Raw genomic sequence first — 26399 nt, 5'->3', positions numbered from 1 at the left:
GGCCTCTCAATAGCGGCGCTCGAATGCCCGCAGATACCCCGGATTGAGGCGCGCAAGGATGTTGTCCTGAATGCTCGCGTCGGAATCCCAGCGATAGCGGAACGGCAGATCCTCGTCGTAGGGATACTGGCTGTAGTGGTATCGACCGTAGCAGCCGCCCTGCGCGCATGGGCTGACGCGATAGCAATTATAGGCGCACCAGTTCGAGAACAGGTCGCCGCGCCCGTAGCTGCGCCCGATGTCTGAAACGCGGATCGGGGATGTGACCGTCGCGGGCGCATCGAACCTCGGCAGAGACTGGGCCTCGGCCGCGAGAAACATCGAAGCGGCGGCGCAAAACATAAGTGACGCTCTCATGGCGTTCAATCCCGGTTGGCAGTGTGGCTTGCAGCATGCGCCATAAAAGTGGACGCCGGATTTACGTAAGAAGATTACCGGGCTCCATTTACGTTTCCGACCGGACTATCACCCGAACCAGAAGCCTGCCGCCGCCACGCAGGCCAGAAGCGCGCAATTCACATAATATGCGTTCGAAACGGCAAACCACGCCGGGCGACCGACAAGCTTGCGGCCGAGCAGCCAGAGCGCGACGGGCAGCGTCAGCAGCGGCAGGAGCGTCGGCGCGAACAGCACGGCGCCGAGCGCGCAAAGCACCGTCGGGAGCGCGTCGTCGATGAAGGCGTCTTGACGTGTCACCACCGCGCCGGGCGGATAGGTCCCGTCTTCGAAGGGCGCGATTGCCTTGCGCGCCTGACCGATGAAGAACAGGAAGAAGAGCACCCCCGAAATCGCGGCGGCGTCGACGACCCAGACCGGTGGACTCGACGAAAACAGGGCAGCCCCGAAGCCGACGAAAGGCTCGGTCGCGTCGCGCCACGTTTTCAGAATCGGGATGAAAAGCTCGCCGAACGCGAGCCCAAAGGCGCCCTCCAGGATCGACAGGAGCGCCAGGCTTTCCACCAGTATGGCGGCGCAGTACACGGCATCGGCCGCGATTGCCCTCAGCATTTCGTCGTTTCCCCCTTCGACGGCAATGATTAAAAGACGGTAAGACTTGCCTGTTATCCCCGCACTTTGCTTTTAGCGCTGGGTTTTCTCCTGCATACTCCGGACCGCTGGAAACGGAAATCCCGGCGTGCTGATTTCGGTACATCGCGCCGAGAGCAATCGTTTACAGGATGCGCAGGGTTTCACGCGAGGGCGTGTCAAACGTAAGGGATGCGTGGCGGTAACCGACAGCCGCGTTGCCCCGACGAGAGCGTCCTCGCGCATCCGTGCGTCAGGGAAATCCATGGGTTCTTGATGGTTCGTAAAGTGTTAGTGGGCATTGCGCTTCTCGCCCTCGCGGCGGCCGTCGCGCTGATGGCGGAACCTTCGCCGAAATCCGCCATGAAGGCTGCGACGGCGCCCGCCGCCGTCGTCGTCTCCACCGTGCCCGCGCGCGTCCGCGACGTGCCCGTTCTCTTGTCCGGTATCGGCGCGGTCGAAGCTTTCCAGACCGTGCAGATCCGCTCGCGGGTCGACGGCACGCTCAACAAGGTCAACTTCGCGGAAGGCCAATTCGTCAAGAAGGGCGACGTGCTTGCCATCATCGATCCGCGCCTCTACCGCGCGGCGCTCGACTCGGCCAAGGCAAAGCTCGCGCAGGACAAGGCTCAACTCGCATCCGACGAGAAAGACCTCAGCCGCAGTGTCCAGCTTTCGACCCAGCGCTTCGCCTCGCAGCAGACGGTGGATCAGCTCACCGCGAAAGTCGGCATAGGACGCGCGCTCGTGCAGGCCGACGAAGCCGCCATCCGAACCGCTGAAACCAACCTCAGCTATACCACGATTGCCGCTCCCTTTGACGGGCGTATCGGCATCTCGGCGGTTCACGTCGGCAATATCGTCCGCGCAAGCGACCAGAGCTTCATCGCGGAACTGACGCAGGTCGATCCGATCTCGCTCGTCTTCACCCTGCCGGAGGCGAGGCTGCCTTTGATCCGCGAGGCGCAGAAGGCGGGGCCCGTTTCGGTGGTCGCTCTCGATCACGATGCGAAAAAGCCGGTGGCGACTGGCAAGCTCACGGTCATCGACAACAAGGTCGATCAGACGACGGGCACGATCCGCCTCAAGGCGAAGTTCGACAACAAGAACGATGCGCTGTGGCCGGGCCAATATGCGCCCGTCCTCGTCGAGGCAGATATCCGCAGGAACGCAGTCACCGTGCCCTCCGCCGCGGTCCAGCGCGGGCCGAACGGCCTTTACGTCTGGGTTGCCACGCCTCAGGGGCGCGCCGAGATGGCCGCCGTGGAAATCGGGCCGAGCCATGAAGACGAAACGGTGATCGCCAAGGGCGTGACCGAAGGCGATGTCGTCATCGTGTCGAACCAGTATCGCCTCCGCCCCGGCATCCAGATCGAGCAAAAGACAAAGCCCGTCGCCGCGAACGACGCAGCGGGCCGCACATGAGCATTTCCACGCCTTTCATTCTTCGCCCGGTCGCGACCACTTTGATGATGGCGGCCATCGTGTTGTCGGGCGTGGCGGCGTTCTTCTATTTGCCTGTCGCGCCTCTCCCGCAGGTGGACTTCCCGACGATCCAGGTTTCGGCGCAGCTTCCGGGCGCGTCGGCGCAGACCATGGCTTCGTCGGTCGCCACTCCGCTCGAACAGCAGTTCGGCCAGATCGCGGGCGTGACGCAGCTCACTTCCACGAGCACGCTCGGCAATACGCAAATCAACATCCAGTTCGAGCTGGACCGCAGCATCGACGCGGCGGCGCAGGACGTGCAGGCGGCGATCACGGCCGCCGGTCGCAAGCTGCCCATCTCGCTCAGTTCGCCGCCGAGCTATCGCAAGTTCAATCCCGCCGATCCGCCCATCATCATCCTGTCGGTGACGGCGGACACACTGCCCATCACCGAAGTCAGCGACCAGGCGGAAAATATCCTCGCGCAGCAGATTTCGCAAATTCGCGGCGTCGCAAATATCATCATCGGCGGGCAGCAGAAGCCGTCGGTGCGCGTGCAGGTCGATCCGGAGCGGCTCGCCTCGCGCGGACTGACGCTGGAAGACGTGCGCGCCATGCTCGGCACCATCACCGCCGATGCCGCGAAGGGTACCGTTCAGGGCGTGGAACAGAGCTTCACCATCGCGGCGAACGACCAGATCGTGAAGCCGGAAGACTACGACAAGGTCATCCTCGCCTATCGCAAGGGCGCACCGATCCGCGTCTCGGATGTGGGGCGGGCCGTTGCGGGTCCGGAGAACACGCTTTCAGGCGCATGGGCCAACGGCAAGCGCGCCGTGCTGCTCGTCGTCTTCAAGCAACCGGGCGCCAATGTCATCGAGACGGTCGACGCGATCAAGGCGGCGCTTCCAAGGTTCGCGAGCGTGATCCCGGCGGGCGTCAACATCAAAGTCATGAACGACCGGACGGAGACCATCCGCGCCTCTGTCCACGAGGTCGAGTTCACGCTCGCGCTCACCATCGGGCTCGTGGTGCTTGTCGTTCTCCTGTTCCTGCGCGATCTCCGCGCCACGCTGATCGCGAGCGCCATCGTGCCGATCTCGCTGATCGGCACCTTCGCGGTGATGTATGTCGCGGGATTCAGCCTCGACAATCTCTCGCTCATGGCGCTCGTCATCGCGGTCGGCTTCGTGGTGGATGACGCCATCGTTGTCGTCGAAAACATCGTCCGACACGTCGAGAACGGCGAGACGCCGTTCCGCGCCGCCCTGAAAGGCGCGAGCGAAATCGGCTTCACCGTGTTGTCGATCAGCCTTTCGCTCGTCGCGGTGTTCATCCCGCTCCTGCTGATGGGCGGGATCATCGGGCGGCTGATGCATGAATTCGCGATGACCGTCAGCGTAACCATCGCGGTTTCGCTCATCGTGGCGCTGACGCTCACGCCGATGCTTTGCGCGCGCTACCTGACGCCGCACGCCGAGCAGCGGCCGGGCCTCGTCTCGCGCGCGATCAGCCGCTTTTTCGAGGCGCTTCAGGCGGGTTACGCGCGCACGCTCGACGTGGCGCTGCGCTTCCGCCTGTTCACGCTCATGGTCTTCTTCGCAACCCTCGGATTGACAATCTATCTGTTTGTCATCATCCCCAAGGGGTTCTTCCCGGTCCAGGATACGGGCATCCTCGTGGCGATCACCGACGCGCCGCAGGACATCTCGTTCGGCGAGATGGTGAAGCGTCAGCGCGCGCTGGCCGACATCATCGCCGAAGATCCCGACGTCGCCACTGTCGCCTCTTTTCTCGGCTCATCGCCCGGAGCAACGCTCAACTCCGGCCGCATCTTCATTCGGCTGAAGCCGTGGGGCGAGCGCCAGACGGGAGCGCTCGATATCGTAAACAGGCTGCGCCCGAAGCTCGCCGAGGTGCAGGGCGCGGCGGCGTTCCTGTCGCCCGCGCAGGACATTACTGTCGGGGCGAGGGCATCGCGCGCGCTCTACCAGTATACACTTCAGGACGCGAGCCTCGAAGAGCTGAACGAGTGGACGCCGCGCATCGTCGCGAAGCTCAAGACTCTGCCCGCGCTCGCCGACGTCTCGACCGATCTCCTGATCAACGCGCCGCAACTCTCGGTGAGGATCGACCGCGACCGCGCCTCGCTTTACGGCATCACGCCCCAGCATATCGACGCGACGCTGAACAGCGCGCTCGGCCAGCGTCAGGTTGTGCAATACTACACGCAGCTTTCCACCTACAATGTGGTGCTCGAAATCCTGCCGGAACTTCAGACGCAGCCGGACGTGTTGAACCGTCTCTATGTGCGCTCGCCAAATACCGGGCAGATGCTGCCGCTCTCGACGCTCGTGACTTTCGACACCGACAAGACGGGCTATCTGTCGATTACCCATCAGAGCCAGTTTCCATCCGCGACCGTGTTCTTCAACCTGAAGCCCGGCGTTTCGCTCGGCGAGGGTGTGGTGGCCGTGAACGCGGCGATGGCGGAAATCGGCGCGCCGAAAACGCTGATAGGCAGCTTCCAGGGCAATGCACAGGCCTTTCAGGATTCGCTGCGCACAACGCCGATCCTGATTTTGGCCGCGCTCATCACCGTCTACATCATCCTCGGCATGCTCTACGAGAGCTTCATCCACCCGCTCACGATCCTGTCGACGCTGCCTTCGGCGGGCGTCGGCGCGCTGCTCATGCTGATGGCGTTCGGCTTCGACCTGTCGGTGATCGGCATCATCGGCATCATCCTGCTGATCGGCATCGTGAAGAAGAACGGCATCATGATGGTGGACTTTGCCATCACGGCGGAGCGGCAACGCGGGCTATCGGCGGAAGAGTCGATCCGCGAGGCGGCGCTGCTCCGCTTCCGCCCGATCCTGATGACGACGGCGGCGGCGCTGCTCGGCGGCGTGCCCCTGATGCTCGGCACCGGCTCCGGCTCGGAACTGCGGCAGCCGCTCGGCTACGCCATGGTGGGCGGTCTGGCTCTCAGTCAGATCCTCACGCTCTACACGACGCCGGTGATCTATCTCTATCTCGACAAGTTGCAAAGCCGGCTGACGCGCGGCGCGAAAGCGCCGCCGGAGGCCACGCCGGACGAGGAGGCGCGGGAACCCGAGATGGCCGATGTCCTTCCCGAGCCGCCGCGCAAGGCCGCGGAGTAGGGCGGTCCTGAACTTGCAGGACGAGACAAGGCGTGAGCATGCTCACGGGCGTTGACTGGCTTCCCGGTCACAGCGTTCCGCCAAGGCAAGATCGCCGAGACTCCCCGGCGCCCCGCTTCTTGCAACATAGGCCTTGGCGCAAACGCCGATTTGCGGCGGCGTGAGCGACGCCTCGAAAAGATCGTACCCCCTCTTCAGGTCTCGCCAGAACCCGTCCCATTGATCCGAACTGTGGACGGCGAATTGCGTCTCCGTCATCCGGAACGGAAAGATATGCACGCTGAAGCGTTTCTGCCTCCCATCGAGAGCAGCGGTGACGAGATCCCATATCTCATCGATCACCGGGTCGGTCATGGCATAGCAACCCACGGAGAGGCAGGCGCCATGCACCATGAGAAATGAACCCGTGCGGCCGTTGGCGGCATCGTAGAGATTCGGGTAGCCGAGATTGAAGGAGCGGCGATAGCTGCTGTTCGGATTGAGTTGGCTGCGCCCTACCGTATAGAATCCCTCGGGCGCCTGACGGTCGCCTTCGCGGAGTTTGGGGCCAAGTCCGCCCGAATAGCGGCAAACAGGGTAGGACGCGAACAGGACGAAACGGTCTCCGCTCTTCATCCAGAGTTCGAGTTCGCGCTCGCGCTTGAAGATGCGGATGAAGACCGGCGCGCCCCGCGCGACGCCCTTTTCAGCAAGCCGTTCGTCGAGCCGACCAAGATCCGGCGTGCCCGGAAGCGGCCAGCCAAGCTTCGCGTAAAGAAGGCGTTGGGCGTCGTAGACGGCGAGACGGACGCGAACAAGGTTTTCTTCGCCGCGCCGGATGAGGTCCGGCCAAAGCGTCAGCGTCAGAACGGTCAGCGCTCCGGCAAGTGCGCCTGCGACTGAAACCCGGAAAATCGAGATAAGAACCTGCATCGGTCTCCGACGATCAAGAGGCGGCGAGACGCAGACTTATAACACTTTTTCTTAAAATCGACAGGTAGGATGCTTCGGAGCGTGAGGCGACCCACGCTCCGAAAAATCGATCCGCGACTACTCTTCCAGCAGCGAACGCAGCATCCACGCGGTCTTCTCGTGAACGTCGAGGCGCTGTGTCAGGAGATCGGCGGTCGGCTGGTCGTTCGCCTCTTCGAGAAGCGGGAACAGATCGCGGGCCGTGCGGGCGGTTGCCTCCTGCGCGTCGACGAGGTAGCGAACCATGTCGAGCGCCTTTGGCACGCCCGCCACTTCCTTGATCGATGTCAGCTTGCCGAACTCGGCATAGGTGCCGGGTGCCGGGAAGCCGAGCGCGCGGATGCGCTCCGCGATGAGGTCGAGCGCGTTCCACTGCTCGGTATATTGCTCCATGAACATGACGTGGAGCGTGTTGAACATCGGCCCCGTGACATTCCAGTGGAAATTGTGCGTCATGAGGTAGAGGCTGTAGCTATCGGCAAGAAGGTGCGACAACCCGTTCGCAATCTTCTCGCGCTGTTCTTCGGGGATACCGATGTTGATTTGCGGTGCGCGTTTCATATGATGTCCTTCCAGGTGAATGAGATCGAAAAGGCGGCTCCAGCGCCTGACTCATGCCGATGAACCAGTTTGGAAAATCCGCAGGAGCCGTATCCGGTCAGCCTTGATCGAGCTGATCACTGAACCGTCTCCAAACCCTCAACGAGAGACCGTTTTCCGGTCTGTCGTTCTGACCGAACCAGTCTCCGAGGGAATATAATGCTCGCCGTCACGCTTTGTGAGGTATGGCCGTTCATCTTCTAACGGAAACTTGGCAGCGAGGGTCTCGCGATCACGCGAGCCTTCCGGATGCGGCGGCGGCGTGAACCGACAGGTCTCGGATGGAAGGCGCGAGCCCCGTCAGCGGATTTTGCGGGTCCCATTTCAGCGCGATGGTCTGAAACCGGCATGCGAGCGCATCGTAGATCAGGAGCCTGCCGATGAGCGCGCCTTCGAGGCCGAGGATCGCCTTCACCACCTCCACCGCCTGCAAAGTGCCGATCACGCCCGCCACGGGGCCGAACACGCCCGCTTCCTCGCAACTCGGGATTTCGCCCGGCGCGGGCGGCTCTGGGAAAACGTCGCGATAGCTCGGGCGCGGCGTCCCCGCCTCGTCGGCCTCGAAGGCGCGAAAGGTGGAGACGTAGCCTTCCATCTGGCCGAGCGCCGCGAAGACGAGCGGCTTCCGCGCGAAATAGCAGGCGTCATTCACCAGATAGCGCGTGGCGAAATTGTCCGAGCCATCGGCCACGATGTCGTAGCGCGAGACGATGGAAAGCGCGTTTTCGGCGGTGAGGCGAAACGGCATCGCCTCGACTTCCACATGCGGGTTGAGCGCGCGCACGAGCGCCGCCGCGCGCTCCGCCTTCGGCTCGCCGATGTCGTCGGTGCGATAGGCGATTTGCCGCTGAAGATTGCCGAGCGAAACGCGGTCGTCGTCGATGATACCGAGCGCACCGACGCCCGCCGCCGCGAGATACATCAGGAGAGGCGAGCCGAGCCCGCCCGCGCCCACGACCAGCACGCGCGCCGCCTTGAGGCGTTGCTGCCCCTGTCCGCCTATGTCCTTGACGAGCAGATGGCGCTTGTAACGCTCGATTTCTTCGGGCGAGAGGTTTGTCATGTTCCTTGTCGGCCGGTGGCGCGCCTAATCTATGCGTAGATCGCGGCCATGTTAGTCGTCGCGATTGCGCCGCCCGCTTTTATTCGTCTGTCGTCTCGTCGCGTATGGTCAGCGTGGTCAAGGTCCGACCTCCCATCATGGCGCTAAAGCCGCGCGCGCCGTTTCTCGACCCGCTCCCCGACGATGTGCGCCTGCGGCGCAGCGTGCGCGAAGGTGGCGGGGACGGCGGCGTCGTAGCCGAGGATGCGCTCGACCTTGCCCGATAGGCCGCTCAACGGCAGCCGCAACCAGATCAGCAGCAGATGCTCGCGACCGGCGGCGGGACCGCGCACGGTTCCTTGCATCGGTAACTGCTGATCGATCACGCTGCGATAAACAGCACGCCAATAGTCTCGTTTGTGCTGAAAGCCGATGTCGAATACCGCGCGTCCGGTGATCTCCGCGCCGTAGATCTGGCCGACTCGCGTACCGGCGAGCCGGTAGCGCAGCGACTCGATGTCGTCGCCGCAATCGAGAAGACTCAAGCCCGAAAGAAGGTGAGGAATCGCAATCGGATCAATGTCGAAGCGTGACGGCAGCGGACGCGACTGCGCACAGGCCCGCCAATAGCCGTAAAGCTCCTGTTGCTCGCGCATGATCACCTGCGCCCGGAAAGCGATTTCCGAAGCCATCCGTCCCTCCGATGTCCGCGCGCAGGTCCGCCACCAGCGCCGACCACCATGTTTCGCGAACTATCGGTGATTTGCATGTTGCAGCGCAAGTCATTCGAACCGGGCTGCGCCCCTCAAATCAAAGAAGAGGTGTTCGAGGGGCGGAGCAGCGGCTGCAATAGGTGGCGAGGAAGGAAGGGCCGGCAAAAAACGTGCCTTAGCGGCCCTTGCGCTGACCGAGGCCCATCTTCTTCGCAAGATTGGAGCGAGCTTCGGCGTATTTCGGGGCGACCATCGGATAATTTGGCTCCAGACCCCACTTTTCCCGATATTCTTCGGGGGACATATTATAATGCGTGCGCAAGTGCCGCTTCAGCGACTTGAACTTCTTGCCATCTTCCAGACAGATAATGTAGTCGGGCGTCAATGATTTCTTCACGGCGACGGCTGGCTTCAGCTCTTCCTTCGGCACAGGAACGACATTGGACGACGCACGATTAAGGGCCGAGTGGACCTCGCCGATGAGGCTGGGCAAATCCCCCGCCACGACCGCATTATTGCTGACATAGGCAGAAACGATTTGGGTTGTGAATTCTACAAGCTCATTATTCTCGAATTTCTCATCAAGCATTTGCGGGCTCCTGGTACGGCCTTGAGCTGCACTTTCCAATCCTTTGTAGGAATTGCTCTGGATTTCGGCTTTGTCAAGCCAGCGCGGCTCGGATTTGCGTCTTGTGCCGAGATCCTTGACCTTATTTGCTTGTTTCACAATCGTCTGCCTTTCGGATTTGAACGGAATACATGCTATATATCATGTGAAGGGCGCTACTCAAGATTTCATTCAAGGAATCCGACTGAAATTTTGTACGCAGATTGAGTGCTTCTTCCGGAAAACAGGACCGTTTCGTTCAGATGGAAAACTCTGCTTCATGTGTACGCAATGTCGCAGCTGTAACGCGGTGGTATTCATGATGCGCCCGAATCGCCCGCGCGTATGCCCCGAGAAGTTGTATGCCGTTGCGGGAAAGATACAGGCTCGACTTCCGGCTCAGGCCCTATATTGCCCTCTTGCTTCGGTAGCCACCGCTTCGTTGAGGGTTGATTTCACTTCGATTGACACGATGCGATTGTATTGGTTTCGCCCGAAAACTAACTTCATCGAAAGTTGTGCGAAGACATTATCGTCGCGGATTGCGCAAGCGGTTGCAACGGTTGCACCTCCCGTTCCGACCCGGCCCGCTTAAGCTCTTGGGGTCACACCTATATGCCAGCAGAAGACAGAGTTGTCGCCCCCCCGTCACTCCTGAATCCGGAGGTATATGACTGCGGCGAAAGTGCCATCCTCGTCGATTTCGGTGCTGGCTACAGCAAATCGATCAGTCTTGCCATCCTTCAGATCTCGGAGCGGCTGCATGGCAGCCATCTCGAAGGCTATCGCGAAAGCATACCGGCCGTCACTTCTCTCACGATCTCCTACGATCCTCTTGTACTGTCGAAGGAACGCCTCGTCGCGGCCATCGAATCGGCGTGCGCGACGCCGCTCGGAACGGGTGCCGCCTCCCGCCTGTGGATAATCCCTTGCGTCTATGGTGGCGCCTCCGGGCCGGACCTGGGCGATATCGCCCGCGCGGCGCGGCTTTCGGAGACGGAAGCGGCGGGGCTGCATGCAAGCGAAACCTACGTCGTTTCCATGCTCGGCTTCCTTCCGGGCTTCGCCTATCTCGTCGAACTGCCGGAGCGACTGCGCGTGCCGCGTCGGGCCACGCCGCGTGCCCGCATTCCCGCCGGATCGATTGCCATCGCCGCCGACATGACGGCGATTTATCCGCTCGAAAGCCCCGGCGGCTGGCACCTCATCGGATGGACGCCCGTGCCGATGTGGGACATGGCGAGGCGCGATGAGCCGCTGCTTCGGCCCGGCGACCGCGTGCGCTTCAGGGCAATCGACGCGGGCGAATCGGAAACGCTGCGCGCCCGTGTCGCCGAGGGTTGGATGCCCAAGCCCGAGGATGTCGCGTGAGGCCCGCGCTGACTATTGTGGAACCGGGCTTCGCGGCGACCATCCAGGATCGCGGGCGCGAAGGCTGGCAGCGATTCGGCGTCCCCGTGTCGGGCGCCCTCGATCCGGAGGCGCTCGCGGCGGCGAACATCCTTGCGGGCAACGCGCCGGACAGCGCCGCAATCGAGGTGATGGGTGCGGGGCTGCGCCTGCGCGTCGACGCGGAGAGCGTGACGCTCGCCGTGGCGGGCTGCGCCGCGCCGGTCCGTATCGAACGGGAAAGGGCGCCGTCGTCGGCCGAGCCGCTGCGGAGCTTCATGGCGCATCGCGGCGAGGTGTTGCGGTTTCCGCCACCGAAAAATGGCGCGGTTTATTACATCGCGGCGGCGGGCGGCTTCGCCATCTCGGCTGTGCTCGGCAGCCGCTCGACCTACACGCGCGCCCGGCTCGGCGGTATCGAAGGCCGCGTGCTCCGGGCAGGCGATGCGATTGCGCTGATGCGGGGAACCGCGCCCGGCGCGCCGCCGCTTCTCCTCGACGCGCGTTTCGACGCCCCGGAAAAGCTTCGCGTCATGCGCGGACCGAACGCCGATTATTTCACGGAGCGTGCGTTCGATTCGCTGCTCGGCGCCGCATATACGGTTGCGCCCGCGTCGGACCGGATGGGCTTGCGCCTCGAAGGAACGGCGCTCGACCGCGCGAAGCCGGGGGAGGTGTCGCCACAGGGCACGACGGCGGGTGCGCTTCAGGTTCCGCCGGACGGGCAGCCGATTCTGCTGCTCCCTGACCGGCAGACGACGGGCGGTTATCCGCGCATCGCGACCGTGATCGGTGCGGACATCGCGGCGGCGGGGCGGCTTGCGGCGGGCATGGCGGTGCGCTTCGCCGAGGTCGGCCGCGAAGAGGCGGTAGCAGTGCTGAAAGCCCGCGCCGAGTGGCTGGCCGCGCTGGCGTCGTGCCTTCGCCCCGCGCCCGACCACGCAATCACCGCCGAACGCCTTCTCGGCGAAAACCTCATCGGCGGCGTGACATCCGGCGAGATCTGAGCGATGTCTCCGGCGCGATGCATCGCATCGCTGCTGTCAGCTTTGCGAAGCTACTTCGCGGCCTTCTCGCGGATCAGCCCTTCCTGCGCCACCGATGCGACGAGCGTGCCGTCGCGCGAGAAGATGCTGCCCCGGCAGAAGCCGCGCGCGCCTTGCGCGCTCGGACTGTCCATCGCGTAGAGCAGCCACTCGTCTGCCTTGAACGGGCGATGGAGCCACACGGCGTGGTCGAGGCTCGCGAGCATCAGGTCCGGCTCGAACAGCGAGCGGCCATGCGCCACGAGCGCCGTGTCGAGCAGCGAAAAATCCGACGCGTAAGCCAGCACACACTGATGCAGCCGGAAATTGTCCGGCAGCGCGCCGTTCGCGCGAAACCAGATATATTGCTTTGGCTCGACCTTCTCCTTGCAGAAGAAGCGCGAAAGGTCCACCGGGCGCAGCTCGATCGGCCGGTCCCGCTCCCAATAAAGGCGCATGACTTCGGGCAGAATCGGCAGCAGGCGCGCCTTCAATTCTTCTTCCGAGGGCAGATCTTCCGGCTGGGCAACTTTCGGCATCTCGACCTGATGCTCGAAGCCGGTCTCGGGCGCGTGGAACGAGACCGCCATGGTATAGATCGGCCGCCCGTGCTGAATGGCGGTCACGCGCCGCGTCGTGAAGCTGCCGCCATCGCGGATGCGGTCGACGTGATAGACGATCGGCACTTTCGGGTCGCCGCCGAGCAGGAAATAGGCGTGCAGCGAATGCGCCACGCGGTCTTCATCCTCGACCGTGCGATAGGCGGCCGTGAGCGCTTGGCCGACCACCTGACCGCCGAAAACGCGCTGCCAGCCGTTTTGCGGGCTTCGCCCACGGAACAGATTGTGTTCCAGTTGTTCAAGATCGAGTATCGACAGAAGTTGATCGACCGCCGGCATGGGTGCCCTTCCTAAGCTTCTCCATCCGAGATAACGGTCCTCCTTCGAAATCTGTCAAGTTAGTCGGAAGCCTGACGCGAGGTTGGCTGTGAGCGAGATTCAGAATAGTCGGTTCGATATCGTCATCAGTGGCGGAAGTTTCGTCGGGCTCGCGCTGGCGCGCGCGCTCGAAGCGTCGGCGCCCGGCGCGTTTGCCATCGCGGTGATCGAGCAACGCACGCTCGCCGCCGCAACCGCCGACCCCCGCACCGTCGCGCTCACGGCCAGCGCCAAGGCGATGCTCGAAGCGACCGGCATATGGGAGCGGATCGCGGACAAGGCGGAGCCGATCCGCCGCATCGTGCTCACCGATTCGCCGCTCGAATCGCCCGTGCGGCCCGGCCTGATCGGCCTCGACGCCGACGATACGCCCACGGGCGCGCCGACCGCCTATGTCATCGAGAACGCGGCGCTGCTTCCGGCGCTTCTCGCCTCGCTCGAAGGCCTGCCGAACGTCTCCTTCTTCGCGCCCGACGCCATCGACCATTTCGAAACGCGCGATGAGGTTGTGTCCATCGGGCTGCGGTCCGGGGCGGCGCTCTCGGCAAGGTTGCTCGTGGCGGCGGACGGGCGCAATTCGGCGGCGCGCGAGACGATCGGCATCGGAACGCAAAGCTGGCCGTCGGACAAGGTGGGCATCGTGGCGACCGTCGGCACCGAGCGGCCGCACAATGGCACGGCGTGGCAGCATTTTTTGCCCGCGGGACCGTTCGCGATTTTGCCCATGACCACGGCCCCCGATGGCGGCAATCGCGCGTCGGTCGTGTGGACCGAGGATGCGGCCGTTGCTCGCGGCATCCTCGCTCAGGATCGCGAAACGGTGCTGACCGAGTTGTCGCGCCGCTTCGGGCCGGAACTCGGCGCGCTGACGCTTCTGTCGAACCCGCTGGCGTTCCCGCTGTCGATGGTGCTCGCGCGCGAGTTCGTGCGGCCGCGATTTGCGCTTGTCGGCGACGCAGCGCATGGGCTGAACTGGATCGCGGGGCAGGGGCTGAACCATGGGCTCAAGGATGTCGCGGCGCTGGCCGAAACGCTCGTCGATGCGGCGCGCCTCGGCCTCGACATCGGCGATGTGACGATCCTTCGCCGCTACGAGCGCTGGCGGCGGTTCGATGTCGTGACTTCGGCCTTTTCCGGCGCGGCGCTCAACGCGTTCTTCTCCAACGACTGGACCGGCCTTCGCATGCTGCGCAATGCCGGTCTGCGCACACTCGACGGCATCGGGCGGCTGAAGACGCTGTTCATGAACGAGGCGGCGGGCCGCACGGGCGAGGTGCCGAAGCTTTTGCGCGGCGAGGCGCTTTAAGCTTGGCACCGAGCCGCGCACTTATTTCGCGGCGTCCGAGCGTTCAAAGCGGGACCAGAACAGTTTGAGCAACGCCGCGGTGCGCGCGGGCGCTTCGAGCATCGGCAGGTGGCCGACGTCCTTCATCATGAGGATTTCGCTGCCGGGAATGAGGCTGGCCAGGACGCTGGCTTCCGCCGGGTCGAGGATCTTGTCGGCTTCGCCCCATACGACGAGCGTGGGCGCGGCGATTTTCGGCGCCCAGTGCGTGGCGGGAAGCTCGGGCGACAGGATCATCTCGCGAAAAAGATGACGATAGACGGGCGCGCGGGCGATCTGATCGCGCGCCACGAGCGCCGCGAGGATGGCATTCTGGAAGCCGCCGCCGTTCTTGCCGGAAAGAAGCTTGAAGATCGCTTCCATGTCCTCCGGCTTCTCGGCGATGAGGCCGTTCCTGCCATCGAGGAGGCCCGCTTCGAACGGGCTCAATCCTTCGCCCGCGACGCCGGCGCTGTCCATCAGGATGAGGCTTCGCACGAGGTCGGGGCTTTTCGCCGCGACCAGCCCCGCGAGCGCGCCGCCCATCGAACTGCCGATCCAGTGAGCCCTGCCGGCGCCGGTCTGCGCGAACCATGCCTCAAGTCGCTCCGCCTGCGCATCAAGACGATACGAAGCCTCCGGCACGAAGCTGCTTTCGCCGAAGCCGGGGATGTCCGGCACGAGGAGGCGATGCAAGCGCGCGAGGAAGAACACGACGTTGAGCCAATTTTCCTTGGAAGCCGAAAAGCCGTGAAGAAGCACGGCCGCAGGTTTGTCGGCGGGACCGGCGTCCCAGTAGCGAAGCTCGTGTCCGTCCACCGTCGTTGAGCGCGCACGAATTCCGGGCAGGAAGCCGATAGCGCGGCGGACGCGACGATAAAATCCGCCCGGCTGCCGCCAGTCCCGCAGGAGCATGGGATCGACGCTTGCGGCTTTACTCAAATATTCCGTCGCCGCGTGTTCGAAAAGCGCCGATTGCTCCGGGCCGGTGGCGCCGCGAGACGTGAAATGAGTCATGAATGTCTGCGCAGCCCCAGATTGTTTTCCTATAGTTGGCGTCCGCCGACGGAACAAAAAGGCCCGAAAACGTCTTTTTGCCTCTAAATATAATCGAGCGAATTCTCACAAAACATAAGAAAAGGGCGCTCATGGGGGGGCGGAAAATGAGGGCGGGCATGCAAGAAAGCCATTCGGCTTGCGGGGCGCTGAAATATCCTTCCGGAAAGGCCGATCTCATCGACGCGGCCGTCAAGCTGGCGGCGGAAAAACGCGGCTTCGCGGCGCTTGGGCTTCGCGAGGTGTGCCGGGAAGCGCAACTGACGCCCAACACCCTTTACAGGCATTTTTCGTGCTTCGACGAACTCTGTTTCGCCGCGCTCGAAAGAACGATTTGCGTCTGGCGGCCGAAGCTGAAGGCGTTTCGCAGGGCGGCCGCCGCAGATGCGCTGGCCCGTGTTCCGTTCGGGCCCGACGAGGAGGAATGGGAGAAATCCCTGATCAGGGCCAGCATCGTCGTGCGCATGACCATGGAAAGCTTCTTCGACTACGTAGCGGAGAAGCCCCAGTCTTTCGTCATCGGGATGAGCGTCTCGACCGGGCCGTCGCCGGAGCAGAGGCGGCGGCTCAGGGAAGAGATCGAGCAGATGGCCATCGACCTCTATCGCGACATTCGTCTTTTCAACCTCATCCCCGCCGTGAGCGATGCAGGCGTCGGAGAGATTGCCGCAAACATCATCAGGCAGCATCTTCCGCTCTCAGCCGAATATCTCGACATGCCCGAGCGGCGCGAGGAAGTGAAAGCGGCGGGAATCCGTGAGATGATCCGGCTCGCCGCCGGCGTCATCGCGATAGAAATCACGGATTCCGAAAGGCTCATGAGTCTGATCGATGTGGCGCGCTCGGACGGCCTCTACACTCACGCGCGCATGGCCCGCCTGAGCGAAGACAGCCGCACAGCGCCGGTGGACAGGATAATTGCTGCGTAAACGGCAGCGCCCGAGGTCACGAGCAGGAGCAACGCGCCCGCCTTCGTCATGGTCGAGCGGTCGGCGGCGAAGTAAGGCGCCAGCGCGGGTTCGAGCCAGTAAAGCGCGGCGCCCATGGCAACACTGGCGGCGGCGATGCGGGGCGCGCGGCGCTTCAGCGCGTCGTCGAAGCGGAAATGGCCGCGCCGCATCAACGTGATCATGAGAAGCAGCGCGTTCGTCCAGCCGGAAAGGCTGGTCGCGATGGCGATGCCGACATGGCCGATGTAGGGAAACATCAGGAGCGAGCCGCCGATGTTCACCGCGACGGCGGCGGCAACAAACCGCATCGGGGTGGCCGTATCCTCGCGGGCGAAAAAGCCGGGCAGAAAAACCTTCGTCACCACGAAGGCCGTCAGCCCCGCGGCATAGGCCGCGAGCGCGAGCGACACCTGCCGCGTTGCTTCCGAAGTGAAACTGCCGCGCTGGAACAGCACCTGAATGATCGGATCAGGGATCATGATCAGCGCGACCGAGGCGGGCAGCGTAAGCAGCAGCGCGAATTCGAGGCTGCGGTTCTGGCTCGCGAGCGCGGCGGTTTCGTCGGCGTCGGCGAGGTGGCGCGTGAGCGTCGGCAGCAACACGACGCCGATGGCAATGCCTACCATGCCGAGCGGAAGCTGCATCACGCGATCCGCATAATAAAGATACGACACCGCGCTCGCCTGAAGCGAGGCAATCATCGTCCCGATGAAGATGTTCACCTGATTGATGCCGCCGGTGAGAAGTCCGGGCACCGCGAGCTTCACAAGGCGGCGCATGTCGGGCGTGAGGCGCGGCAACCGGAAGCGTAGATCCATGCCAAGTCCGCGCGCGGCCCATGCGACGAACAGAAGCTGCGCGAAACCGGCGATGGCCACGCCCCACGCCAGAACGATCCCGCCTTCGGGCTGGTCGCGGAAGCCGCTCGCCGCCGCGAACAGCGTCACCGCGATCAGCACGAGGTTGAGAAGGATCGGCGTTGCGGCGGGCGCGCGGAACTTCTGATGCGCGTTGAGCACGCCCGCGGCGAGCGCCACGAGCGACATGCAGACGAGGTAGGGGAAGGTGATGCGCGTGAGCAGCACCGCGAGTTCAAATTTCTTTGGGTCGTCGCTGAAGCCCGGCGCGATGGCGCTGACGAGATACGGCATGAAGATTTCCGCGAGGATCACGGTCGCGGTCACGCCGACGAGCAGAATGGACAGCGCCTCCTCCGCGAATTCGCGGGCGCGCGTGTCGCCTTCGCCGCGCAGTCGCTTCGTGAACAGCGGCACGAAAGCGGAGTTGAACGCGCCTTCCGCGAATAGCGCGCGGAAGAGATTCGGAAACCGGAACGCGACGAAAAATGCGTCCGCCACCCAGCCGGTACCCATCACGGCGGCGAGCAACACGTCGCGCACGAAGCCGAACACGCGGCTAATGGCCGTCAAACCGCCAACAGTGAGAAAACCGCGATAAAGGCTCATCTACAACCGGGAGTGTGCGTTTACAAAGCTATGGGCGACGATTCCTCTCGAAGCAAGCGCGCGCTTTCCGGCGCGGCGGCGTTGGTAGGCCCGCGCGCTGTGCGCGTCATTCCTTCGGCAGGGGCCAGGCGGCCGCCGAACCCCGCTTGCGCGCCGCATCGTAGGCCACGCGAAGATCCTGCTTCATCGCGTCGCGGTTCGGATAATCCGTCGGCAGATGACCCACGACGCACGCCTGAAGGCACAGCTTCGCCTCGGCGCGGGCGCGGTCGGCGGCGGCAACGTTGGGGAATGTCGTGTTGCCGAACGAGTCGACGCAGAGAAACTGGCAGAAGCCGCCGATGCGCTTGAAGGCGGTGGTCTTCTGATCGTCGCTCCAGCTTCTGTAGGGGCCGTTCGGAAGGCCGGAAATCGGCGCGGTGGCAATGTAGCCGATGGAGTCCGCGACCTGGGCGAACGCCGGCGCGGCGGGCACTGCGATCATCGCTGTCGCGACGAGGAGGGAAAGGCGGGAGGTCATCGGTGGCCGGTCGGTTTCGGAAGGGTCGGTTAGCCTTGAGGGCGCTTTTGGGCGATTTCGTGGGAGCTTCGAGGTCCGAAAGCACAACCGCTCATCCGTTTGACGCGTATTCACAGAAACGTCAGTCGAGCCGGATCGTCGCGCCCTGTTTTCTCGCGGTTTCGGCCTTGCCCAAGCCCAAATTTCGGGGCATCAGTCCGATCTTAGGTTGTATCCAATGTCCTTGAGGTCGCGCGATGTATTTGATGCGTGTTTTGCTCGCTTGTTTCATCACTTTCAGCACGGTCGTGGCCGCAAACGCCGATCCGCGATCCCCGATTGAGGACTTCGTCGTCCGCGAGTCCGAGAGCTTCGAAAACACGCTCACCGCCACATGGCCCACAAAGGGCAAGGATGCCAGGGGCTGGAAAGCCGAGGGCGTCAAGGCCATCGCCGCAAACAATCCGCGCGCGGCCACCGGCTATTTCGCATCGTCGGCGCTGCTCGACCGCAAGAACGCGGACACGTGGCTGCAACTCGCGCGCGCCTATCTCGCCATCGAGACGGAAAAATACGGCGAGAAGATCGCGTTCGCCCGCAATGCCGGTTCGTCGGCCTATATCGCGTATGCGCGCGCGTCCATGCCCGGCGCCAAGGCAGCCGCTCTCGCGGTGCTCGCGGAGAGTCTCGGCGCGCGCGAACAATGGCGCCCCGCGCTCCGCGTGTACAAGATCAGCCTCGGACTCGATGCGAACCCGGATGTGCAGACAGCCTATGACGAAGCCTTCAACGAGCACGGCTTCCGCATGCTCGACTACACGGCCGACAACGAGTCGAACGCGCCACGCATCTGCGTGCAATTCTCCGACAGCCTCGCCAAAGGCCGCGTCGACTACACGAATTACGTCACCGTCAACAATGCGAAGCCCGGCTCCGTCCGCGTCGACGGGCGGCAGCTTTGCGTCGAGGAACTGCTGCACGGCAAGCGCTATGAGGTGAAGATCAGGAGCGGTATCCCGTCCACCGAGGACGATCTCCTGCCGAAGCCCGTCGATCTTACCGTCTACATCCGCGACCGCTCGCCTTCGGTGCGCCTGTCGGGCCGCAATTACGTGCTGCCGCGCACGGGCCAGCAGGGCATCCCCGTCGTCAGCATCAATACGAAGCTCGTGAAGGCTTCGATCTATCGCATCGGCGACCGCCGCCTCGCAGACGAAGTGCTCGACGGCAATTTCCAGTCTTCGCTCGAAGGCTATCAGCTGAACCAGATCGCCAACACCAAGGGTGAAAAGCTCTGGTCGGGCGAGATGCCGGTCGAGATGAAGCCGAATGAGGAAGTGACGACCGCATTTCCCGTCGACACGTTGCTGCCGAATTTGAAGCCCGGCCTTTATGTCATCGCGGCGTCCTCCGCCGAAGAAGCCGCGAAGGTCGATGCCGACAGCGCCGACGCCTCGGACGATTATTCGACGAAATCGACGCAATGGTTCGTGGTGTCGGACCTTGGCCTGACTGCGTTTAGCGGTGCGGATAGCGTGCATGTCTATGTGCGCTCGCTCGGCTCGGCGGCGCCGGTCGAGGGCGCGGAAATCCGTCTCCTCGCGCGCAACAACGAAGTGCTCGGCACGGCAAAGACCGACGCAAATGGCGAAGCGGTGTTCGACGCTGGCCTCGCCAAAGGCACGGGCGGCCTAGCCCCCGCGCTCGTGATCGCACGCGGTGCCGACAAGGATTACGGCTTCCTCGACGTCACGAAGCAGGCGTTCGACCTGTCCGATCGCGGCGTCGGCGGACGCACGCCCCCCGGCCCGCTCGACGCGTTCGTGTTCACAGAGCGCGGCGTCTATCGCTCGGGCGAAACGGTGTACGTCACGGCGCTGTTGCGCGATCAGGCGGCCAACGCCGCGCCCTCCACGCCGCTCATCGTGAAGCTTTTCCGCCCCGATGGCGTGGAGGACCGCCGCGAGACTCTCGCCGATCAGGGCAATGGCGGCAGAAGCTGGCAGATCGCGCTGCCCGAAACGGCGATGACGGGCTCGTGGCGCATCGCGGCGTATGTCGATCCGAAAGCGCCGTCGCTCTACGAGAAGACGTTCCTCGTGGAAGATTACGTGCCGGAGCGGCTGGAGATGAAGCTCAAGGCCGAGCAGCCGCTGATTTCGGCGGCGAAGCCCGGCGTGATCGCGCTGGACGGCCGCTATCTCTACGGCGCGCCCGCCTCCAATCTCGGCCTTGAAGGCGAAATCGCGGTCTCGGCGGCGAGCGAAGTCGCGGGCTTCCCCGGCTTCCGCGTGGGGATCGAGAGCGAGAAGTTCACCACGGTTCGCACCGCGCTCGACGGCCTGCCGACGACCGATGCGCAAGGCGCGGCGAAGCTTTCCATCGCGCTGCCGGAACTGCCTCAGACGACGAAGCCGCTATCCGCCGACATCACCGTGCGCCTGCGCGAGCCGTCGGGCCGCGCGCTGACCGACCGCATCGGCCTCAAGGTCGACACGGGCAAGAGCTTCGTCGGCGTGAAGCCGCTTTTCCAGGGCTCCGTGCCGGACGGCGACGACGCCGCGTTCGAGGTGGTCGGCATCAGCACCGACGGCAAACAGGCCGAAATCAAGGGCCTGAAATGGGATCTGCTGCGCGTCGAAAACCAGTTCCAGTGGTATAACCGCGACAACCGCTGGTCCTACGAACTCGTCACCTATGAAAGCCGTGTCGCGGGCGGCACGCTCGACACGCCCGAAAGCGGCACGGTGAAGATCTCCGCGCCCGTGAAGCCCGGCAATTACCGCCTCGACATCGCATCCACCGATGCGAAGGGCCCGGCCACGAGCGTCACCTTCTCTGCGGGATGGTACGTCTCCGAAGCTTCCGAAACGCCGGAAATCCTGAACCTCGCGCTCGACAAGGCGTCCTACGGTCCCGGCGACGACATCAAGGTGTCGATCCTGCCGCGCATGGCGGGCAAGGCGCTCGTCGCCATCGTGAGCGACAAGGTGCTGGCGACCCAGTTCGTCGATGTGGCAGCCTCGGGCGGGTCGGCGACGTTCAAGGTCGATCCGGCATGGGGACCGGGCGCGTATGCGACCGCGATCCTCTACCGGCCGATGGATAGCGCCGCGAAGCGGATGCCGAGCCGCGCGGTCGGGGTGAAGTGGATCGCGCTCGACGCCAAGCCGCGCACGCTGTCCGTCGCGCTCGATACGCCGCCGGCCGTTCGGCCCGCCGGTCCCGTCACCGTCACGGCCTCCGTCGCCGGTCTCGACGCGGGCGAAAGCGCGACGCTCGTCGTCTCGGGCGTCGACCTCGGCATCCTCAACATTACGCGTTACAAGACGCCGCAGCCCGCCGCCTACTATTTCGGCCAGCGCCGCCTCGGTCTCGAAATGCGCGATCTCTACGGCAAGCTCATCGACGGCATGCAGGGTGTGCGCGGTCAGGTCCGCTCCGGCGGCGACGAAGGTGGCCTCGACATGAACGGCCGCCCGCTGGCCGAAACGCCGCTCGCGGTTTATTCCGGCCCGGTCAAGGTCGACGCGGACGGCAAGGCGCAGGTCACGTTCGAGCTTCCGGCCTTCAACGGCACGATGCGGCTTTCCGCGCAAGCCTGGTCGCCGACGAAACTCGGCACGGGCGAGAAGGATGTCATCGTGCGCGATACGGTCGTCGCGCAGGCGACCGCGCCGAAGTATCTGCTGCTCGGCGACCGCTCAAACCTGCATCTTTCCATCGAGAACGTCGAAGCGCCCGCCGGAGCCTACCAACTCGCGGTCAAGGGCGAGGGCGGCGTCGAGGTGGAAGGCGAAGGCCAAAGCACGCTTCAGCTCGATCTCGAAAAGCGCGTTTCGGCGGTTATCCCGCTGCGCGCGGCGTCCGTCGGCGAAGGCAGCGTGAGCTTCTCGCTCACCGGCCCCGGCAATGTCGCCATCGAGCGCACCTACGCCATCCCCGTCGAGCCGCCCGCGCCGAATGTGCGCCGCCGCTCCACGGTGACGCTCGCGGCGAACACCGGCTCGCTGCGCGTCGGGCCTGAACTCGTGGCCGATCTGGTGCCCGCAACCTCGCGCATCTCGCTTACCGCAAGCCGCACGGCGTCGTTCGACGTGCCCGGCCTGCTGCTCGGCCTCGACCGCTACCCCTATGGCTGCGCCGAGCAGACGACGAGCCGCGCGCTGCCGCTCCTTTATTATGATGAGGTCGCCTCGCGCGCCCGCGTCTCGAAGGAGCCGAAAGCGAAGGTCGCCATCGAAAAGGCGATCGCGCGCCTCTATGAGATGCAGGGATCGAACGGCACTTTCGGCCTGTGGGGGCCGGGCGGCGAGGATATCTGGCTCACCGCCTATGGCGCCGAATTCATGACCCGCGCGAAGGAAAAGGGATACGCCGTGCGCGACGGCAATTACGCCCTCGCGCTCGACCGGCTCAGGAACGCGGTCAACAATGCGGGCGATTTCAAGAAGGGCGGCGAGGATCTGGCCTATGCGCTATACGTGCTGGCGCGTTCCGGCCGTGGTGTGCTGGGCGACCTTCGCTATTACGCCGACACCAAGATCGACGCCTTCTCGACGCCGATTGCCCGCGCCCAGCTCGCCGCCGCGCTTGCCATGATGGGCGACCGCGAGCGCGCAACGCTGACTTTCGCCTCCGCGCTGGACCTTCTTACGAAGCCGGATGCCAAAACGCCGCTCGCAAACCGGGCCGACTACGGCACCGAGCTTCGCGACGCGGCGGCGGTTCTGGCGCTGCTCGGCGAAAGCAACGCCGCGACGCCGCAGCTTCAGAAGGCGTTCGATATCGTGACGAAGCTTCGCGCGCAGCAGAAGGAGACGACGACGCAGGAAAGCCTTTGGCTGCTTCTCGCCGCGCGCACGCTCGATGCGCAGAACAAGGATCTCGCGCTCGAAGTCAACGGCCGGCCGGTGAAGGGCTCCTTCCAGACGGTGCTTGCGGGCAGCGACTTCAAGGGCGACCGCATCGCCGTCACCAATGTCAGTGCGATCCTGCCGAACGCGACGGCTGCGCAGTTCGAGACGGCGCTCACGCGCGCCCAATTTGCCGCCGATGGGTTGGTGGTCAAGAACGCAGGCTCCGACACGGTGCCCGCTTCCGTGCTTGTCACGGGCGAGGGCCTCGAACCGGAGCCGTCGGCCGAAAGCGGGTTCAGGATCGAGCGCAAGACCTACGCCCCCGACGGGAAGGAAATCGCCTTCGACAGACTGAAGCAGAACGACCGCGTCGTCGTGGTGCTGAAGGTGACGGAAGTCGAGGCGAAGACGGGCCAGATCGTCGTTGAGGATCGCTTGCCCGCGGGCTTCGACATCGAGAATCCGGCGCTGTTGAAGGGGAGCGACCTCAAGGCGTTTTCGTGGCTGCCGTCGACCTGGACGCCCGCTTTCTCGTCCTTCCGCGACGACCGCTTCGTGGCGGCGTATTCGCTGACGGACGCGAGCCGCAAGCAACCCGCGCAACTCACGATGGCTTACGTGATGCGCGCGGTTACGCCCGGTGCATACACGCATGCCGGTGCGCGCGTTGAGGACATGTATCGCCCCGATCGCTTCGCCCGCACGTCGGGTGCGACGGTCGAGATCGACGCGGCTCAATAAGATCGGCAGGGCGGTGCGGCGTCGCGCCGCCCTGAACAATTATTGATGGAAAGTCCATCGTTCCACAACGATAGCGTGACTATATAAGCTTCGGGACGGGTTCCTCATTTACTTCTGTTTTTAAGGAACGCGCCCAGCCTGGAGCGAGTTTCGCGTGCGATTGGATCGATGATGTTGCGTGGTATGGTGCGGAATAGACGAGTTTGGCTTGTATTGGCCCTGTTTGCGTGTCTCGCCGCTGTTTCCGCATATGCGCTGAAGCTGTTCGAACCGCTGCCTCTCGATGCGGCGGCTTCCTCCTCTCGCCTCGTGCTCGACCGCGACGGACGCCTGCTTCGCGCGTTCACTACGCCCGAGGGCCGCTGGCGGCTCGACGCCCGCCGCGAGGATGTCAGCCCGACCTACCTCAACTTGCTGTTCACGTTCGAAGACAAGCGGTTCAACACTCATTATGGCGTCGATCCTCTTGCATTCGGCCGCGCCGCGCTTCAGGCCGCGCGCCACGGCAAGGCGATCTCCGGCGGCTCGACGCTGACCATGCAGGTCGCGCGGCTCCTTCGCGGCTCGCCGACGCGTTCCATCCCGGCGAAGTTCCAGCAGATCGCCGACGCGATCCGCCTCGAATGGGCGCTTACGAAAGATGAAATCCTCGCGCTGTACCTGAAGCTTGCGCCCTACGGGGGCAACCTCGAAGGCGTTCGCGCCGCCTCGCTCGCCTATTTCGGCAAGGAGCCCCATCGCCTCTCCATCGCGGAAGCGGCGTTGCTCGTGGCGATCCCGCAGTCGCCGGAGACGCGCCGCCCTGATCGCGGCTATGCCTCGCTCGTTGCCGGGCGCAACCGTGTGATACGGCGGGCGGCGACGGCGGGACTTATCGCGGAGGCGGACGCTCGCGTGGCCATCGCGAGCGTCGCGCCACGCGGTCGGCTGGATTTCCGGGCGCTTGCGCCGCATATTTCGGAACGCCTGATCGCGCAAAATCCCGGCGTACCCGTCATCGCCACCACCATCGACCGCACCTTGCAGGAACAGGCCGAGGCCGTTGTGCGGCGAAATGCCGAGACCTTCGGCGAAAAGATATCCATCGCCGCGCTCATCGTCCGGAGCCGGACCGGCGAAGTGCTCGCGCATGTCGGCTCGGCGGGATATTTCGACGGCGACCGCCTCGGCGCCATCGACATGACAAGCGCGATCCGCTCGCCGGGCTCCGCCCTGAAGCCATTCATCTACGGTCTCGCCTTCGAGGAAGGGGTCGCCCATCCCGAAACGCTGATCGACGACAGGCCCGTTCGCTTCGGCACCTATGCGCCGGTGAATTTCGACAACGTCTTCCACGGCACGGTCACGGTGCGCTCGGCGCTCCAGCTTTCGCTGAACATTCCGGCCGTGAAGGTGCTGAACGAGGTCGGCCCGGTGCGGCTCGCCGCACGGTTTCGCGAGGTCGGCATGCCGTTCGCGATGCCGCGTAACCTGACGGTCGCGCTTGGTGGCGCCGGGCTAACGCTCGAAAATCTGACGACGCTCTATGCCGCGCTCGGCCGTGGCGGCACGCTGGTTCCGATCCGCTACCAGAAGGATGACGGCCCCGTTTGGGGGACGAGCGAGCCGCCCGCGCTGCTTCAGCCGGCAGCCGTCTGGTATGTCACGGATATTTTGCGCGGCGCTCCCGTGCCGCCCAACGTCACGCCGGGGCGGGTGGCTTTCAAGACCGGCACCTCTTACGGCTTCCGGGACGCCTGGGCGGCGGGCTACGATGGCGAATATACGGTGGCCGTATGGGCTGGGCGGGCCGACGCCAGCGCCGCTCCCGGGCTCGTCGGCTTGCGCGTTGCGGCTCCGGCGATGTTCGAACTTTTCGCCGCCATCGGCCCGCGCCGGGCGCCATTCGGTTCGCCGCCGCCGAACCTCATCGGATCGCGCAGGAATTCGGATCTGCCGCCCCCGCTTCGCGTCTTCCGCGAGCAAAGGCGGGAGGGTTCGGGAGGGGCCGTCGAACAGGCGCTTCATATCGCCTTTCCGCCGCCGAACTCCGAGGTGGAACTCGCGCACACGGAAGGCGGGGACGGAGATGAGGTTGCCATGCCGGTGGCGCTGAAGGCAGAGGGTGGCGCGTTGCCGCTAACCTGGCTCGTGGATGGCACGCCGCTTGCCTCGTCGCCGCATCGACGCGATGCCTTTCTCAGACCGCGCGGGCCCGGCTTCGTGCAGATTACCGTCGTCGACGCGGAGGGAAGGTCCGACCGCACGCAAATCCGCCTTCGGTAGGCATGCCGGGGAACATAAGGGCCGCGTTTTCGCGGCGCCCGAGCGTCATCTCCGGCGTGCAACTGCCAAGCCAGCGGCTCGGCCGCGCCTGTCAGGCCGCGGCACGGGTGCCAGCCGCGAAGGGACTGAGGCCAAGGGCGACGAATTTGCAGCGACGGCGCCCGATATCCCGGCGGTCCGATCCGTCCGGCTGATGACTTGATCATCGAATATTAATTCAAGCTGCACCGGCATCGACAAAGGTGCTCGCGCTCTTAAGACGCAACTTTGCCTGAGATCGTGCAGCGAGGGTTGGCAAACGTATGCGCCGGAACACCGAAAGCTTGGAAAGCCGCCCGCCTGATCGCAGGCGCCGCGAA

Annotated in this window: 19 protein-coding genes; 8 read left to right on the top strand and 11 right to left on the bottom strand. The window is 64.3% G+C overall.

The window, feature by feature from the left end; translation table 11 throughout:
* Nucleotides 1-6: 6 nt before the first annotated feature.
* Both KKP04_RS08010 and KKP04_RS08005 read right to left on the bottom strand, forming a co-directional pair.
* Nucleotides 7-357, bottom strand: a complete 351-nt coding sequence (locus KKP04_RS08010; protein WP_215028970.1) for a hypothetical protein — start codon at nucleotides 355-357, stop codon at nucleotides 7-9.
* Between the two features lie 108 nt (nucleotides 358-465).
* Nucleotides 466-1008 (bottom strand): hypothetical protein, encoded by a 543-nt coding sequence (locus KKP04_RS08005; protein WP_215028967.1) that lies wholly within the window; start codon nucleotides 1006-1008, stop codon nucleotides 466-468.
* 306 nt (nucleotides 1009-1314) lie between these two features.
* Between KKP04_RS08005 and KKP04_RS08000 the strand changes: the two genes are divergently transcribed.
* Entirely contained in the window at nucleotides 1315-2451 is a 1137-nt protein-coding gene (locus KKP04_RS08000; RefSeq protein WP_215028964.1) for an efflux RND transporter periplasmic adaptor subunit, read from the top strand.
* Nucleotides 2448-5615 carry an efflux RND transporter permease subunit gene (locus tag KKP04_RS07995; RefSeq protein ID WP_215028961.1) on the top strand — a complete coding sequence of 1056 codons (3168 nt, stop codon included), beginning with the start codon at nucleotides 2448-2450 and terminating at the stop codon, nucleotides 5613-5615. Before KKP04_RS08000 ends, KKP04_RS07995 begins: the two co-directional genes overlap by 4 nt.
* A gap of 42 nt (nucleotides 5616-5657) precedes the next feature.
* Here KKP04_RS07995 and KKP04_RS07990 read toward each other — a convergent pair whose 3' ends face one another.
* From KKP04_RS07990 to KKP04_RS07970, 5 genes are all read right to left on the bottom strand, one after another.
* Nucleotides 5658-6527 carry a murein L,D-transpeptidase family protein gene (locus tag KKP04_RS07990; RefSeq protein ID WP_215028958.1) on the bottom strand — a complete coding sequence of 290 codons (870 nt, stop codon included), beginning with the start codon at nucleotides 6525-6527 and terminating at the stop codon, nucleotides 5658-5660.
* A 117-nt stretch (nucleotides 6528-6644) separates the two neighbouring features.
* A complete protein-coding gene (locus tag KKP04_RS07985) occupies nucleotides 6645-7127 on the bottom strand; it encodes a Dps family protein (protein WP_215028955.1) in 483 nt (160 codons plus the stop codon).
* A gap of 271 nt (nucleotides 7128-7398) precedes the next feature.
* Nucleotides 7399-8229: a HesA/MoeB/ThiF family protein gene (locus KKP04_RS07980; RefSeq protein ID WP_215028953.1), complete on the bottom strand. Its 831-nt coding sequence runs from the start codon at nucleotides 8227-8229 to the stop codon at nucleotides 7399-7401.
* A gap of 143 nt (nucleotides 8230-8372) precedes the next feature.
* The gene (locus tag KKP04_RS07975; protein WP_215028950.1) at nucleotides 8373-8900 is read right to left on the bottom strand and encodes a PAS domain-containing protein; all 528 of its coding nucleotides are present in this window, start codon (nucleotides 8898-8900) and stop codon (nucleotides 8373-8375) included.
* A 196-nt stretch (nucleotides 8901-9096) separates the two neighbouring features.
* Nucleotides 9097-9510: a MucR family transcriptional regulator gene (locus KKP04_RS07970; RefSeq protein WP_215029090.1), complete on the bottom strand. Its 414-nt coding sequence runs from the start codon at nucleotides 9508-9510 to the stop codon at nucleotides 9097-9099.
* A gap of 633 nt (nucleotides 9511-10143) precedes the next feature.
* Here KKP04_RS07970 and pxpB point away from each other — a divergent pair.
* Nucleotides 10144-10899, top strand: a complete 756-nt coding sequence (pxpB, locus tag KKP04_RS07965; RefSeq protein ID WP_215028947.1) for a 5-oxoprolinase subunit PxpB — start codon at nucleotides 10144-10146, stop codon at nucleotides 10897-10899.
* The gene (locus tag KKP04_RS07960; RefSeq protein ID WP_215028944.1) at nucleotides 10896-11924 is read left to right on the top strand and encodes a biotin-dependent carboxyltransferase family protein; all 1029 of its coding nucleotides are present in this window, start codon (nucleotides 10896-10898) and stop codon (nucleotides 11922-11924) included. Before pxpB ends, KKP04_RS07960 begins: the two co-directional genes overlap by 4 nt.
* A gap of 50 nt (nucleotides 11925-11974) precedes the next feature.
* Here the strand turns inward: KKP04_RS07960 and tesB are convergent, their stop codons facing one another.
* Complete coding sequence (tesB, locus tag KKP04_RS07955) at nucleotides 11975-12841, bottom strand: acyl-CoA thioesterase II (RefSeq protein WP_215028941.1); 867 nt, start codon at nucleotides 12839-12841, stop codon at nucleotides 11975-11977.
* An 88-nt stretch (nucleotides 12842-12929) separates the two neighbouring features.
* Between tesB and KKP04_RS07950 the strand changes: the two genes are divergently transcribed.
* Nucleotides 12930-14186, top strand: coding sequence for an FAD-dependent monooxygenase (locus KKP04_RS07950; RefSeq protein WP_215028938.1), 1257 nt, complete (start codon nucleotides 12930-12932; stop codon nucleotides 14184-14186).
* A gap of 21 nt (nucleotides 14187-14207) precedes the next feature.
* Here KKP04_RS07950 and KKP04_RS07945 read toward each other — a convergent pair whose 3' ends face one another.
* The gene (locus tag KKP04_RS07945) at nucleotides 14208-15221 is read right to left on the bottom strand and encodes an alpha/beta fold hydrolase (RefSeq protein ID WP_215028925.1); all 1014 of its coding nucleotides are present in this window, start codon (nucleotides 15219-15221) and stop codon (nucleotides 14208-14210) included.
* Nucleotides 15222-15379: 158 nt separating this feature from the next.
* Between KKP04_RS07945 and KKP04_RS07940 the strand changes: the two genes are divergently transcribed.
* Complete coding sequence (locus KKP04_RS07940) at nucleotides 15380-16189, top strand: TetR/AcrR family transcriptional regulator (protein ID WP_215028922.1); 810 nt, start codon at nucleotides 15380-15382, stop codon at nucleotides 16187-16189.
* Here the strand turns inward: KKP04_RS07940 and murJ are convergent.
* Entirely contained in the window at nucleotides 16120-17676 is a 1557-nt protein-coding gene (gene murJ / locus KKP04_RS07935) for a murein biosynthesis integral membrane protein MurJ (RefSeq protein WP_215028920.1), read from the bottom strand. The two genes, KKP04_RS07940 and murJ, sit on opposite strands and share 70 nt — an antisense overlap.
* 106 nt (nucleotides 17677-17782) lie before the next feature.
* Nucleotides 17783-18196 (bottom strand): hypothetical protein, encoded by a 414-nt coding sequence (locus KKP04_RS07930; protein ID WP_215028917.1) that lies wholly within the window; start codon nucleotides 18194-18196, stop codon nucleotides 17783-17785.
* A gap of 245 nt (nucleotides 18197-18441) precedes the next feature.
* Between KKP04_RS07930 and KKP04_RS07925 the strand changes: the two genes are divergently transcribed.
* Both KKP04_RS07925 and pbpC read left to right on the top strand, forming a co-directional pair.
* On the top strand, nucleotides 18442-23775 hold the full coding sequence (locus KKP04_RS07925) for an alpha-2-macroglobulin (protein WP_215028914.1): 5334 nt from the start codon (nucleotides 18442-18444) through the stop codon (nucleotides 23773-23775).
* A gap of 213 nt (nucleotides 23776-23988) precedes the next feature.
* The gene (gene pbpC / locus KKP04_RS07920) at nucleotides 23989-26040 is read left to right on the top strand and encodes a penicillin-binding protein 1C (RefSeq protein WP_251133974.1); all 2052 of its coding nucleotides are present in this window, start codon (nucleotides 23989-23991) and stop codon (nucleotides 26038-26040) included.
* The last annotated feature ends 359 nt before the right edge of the window (nucleotides 26041-26399 follow it).

Source organism: Rhodomicrobium sp. Az07, assembly GCF_018619475.1.
In the GTDB taxonomy this organism is placed as follows: domain Bacteria; phylum Pseudomonadota; class Alphaproteobacteria; order Rhizobiales; family Rhodomicrobiaceae; genus Rhodomicrobium.
The sequence above is the reverse complement of the archived record's forward strand: the minus strand, read 5'-3'. Positions and strand labels throughout refer to the sequence as shown.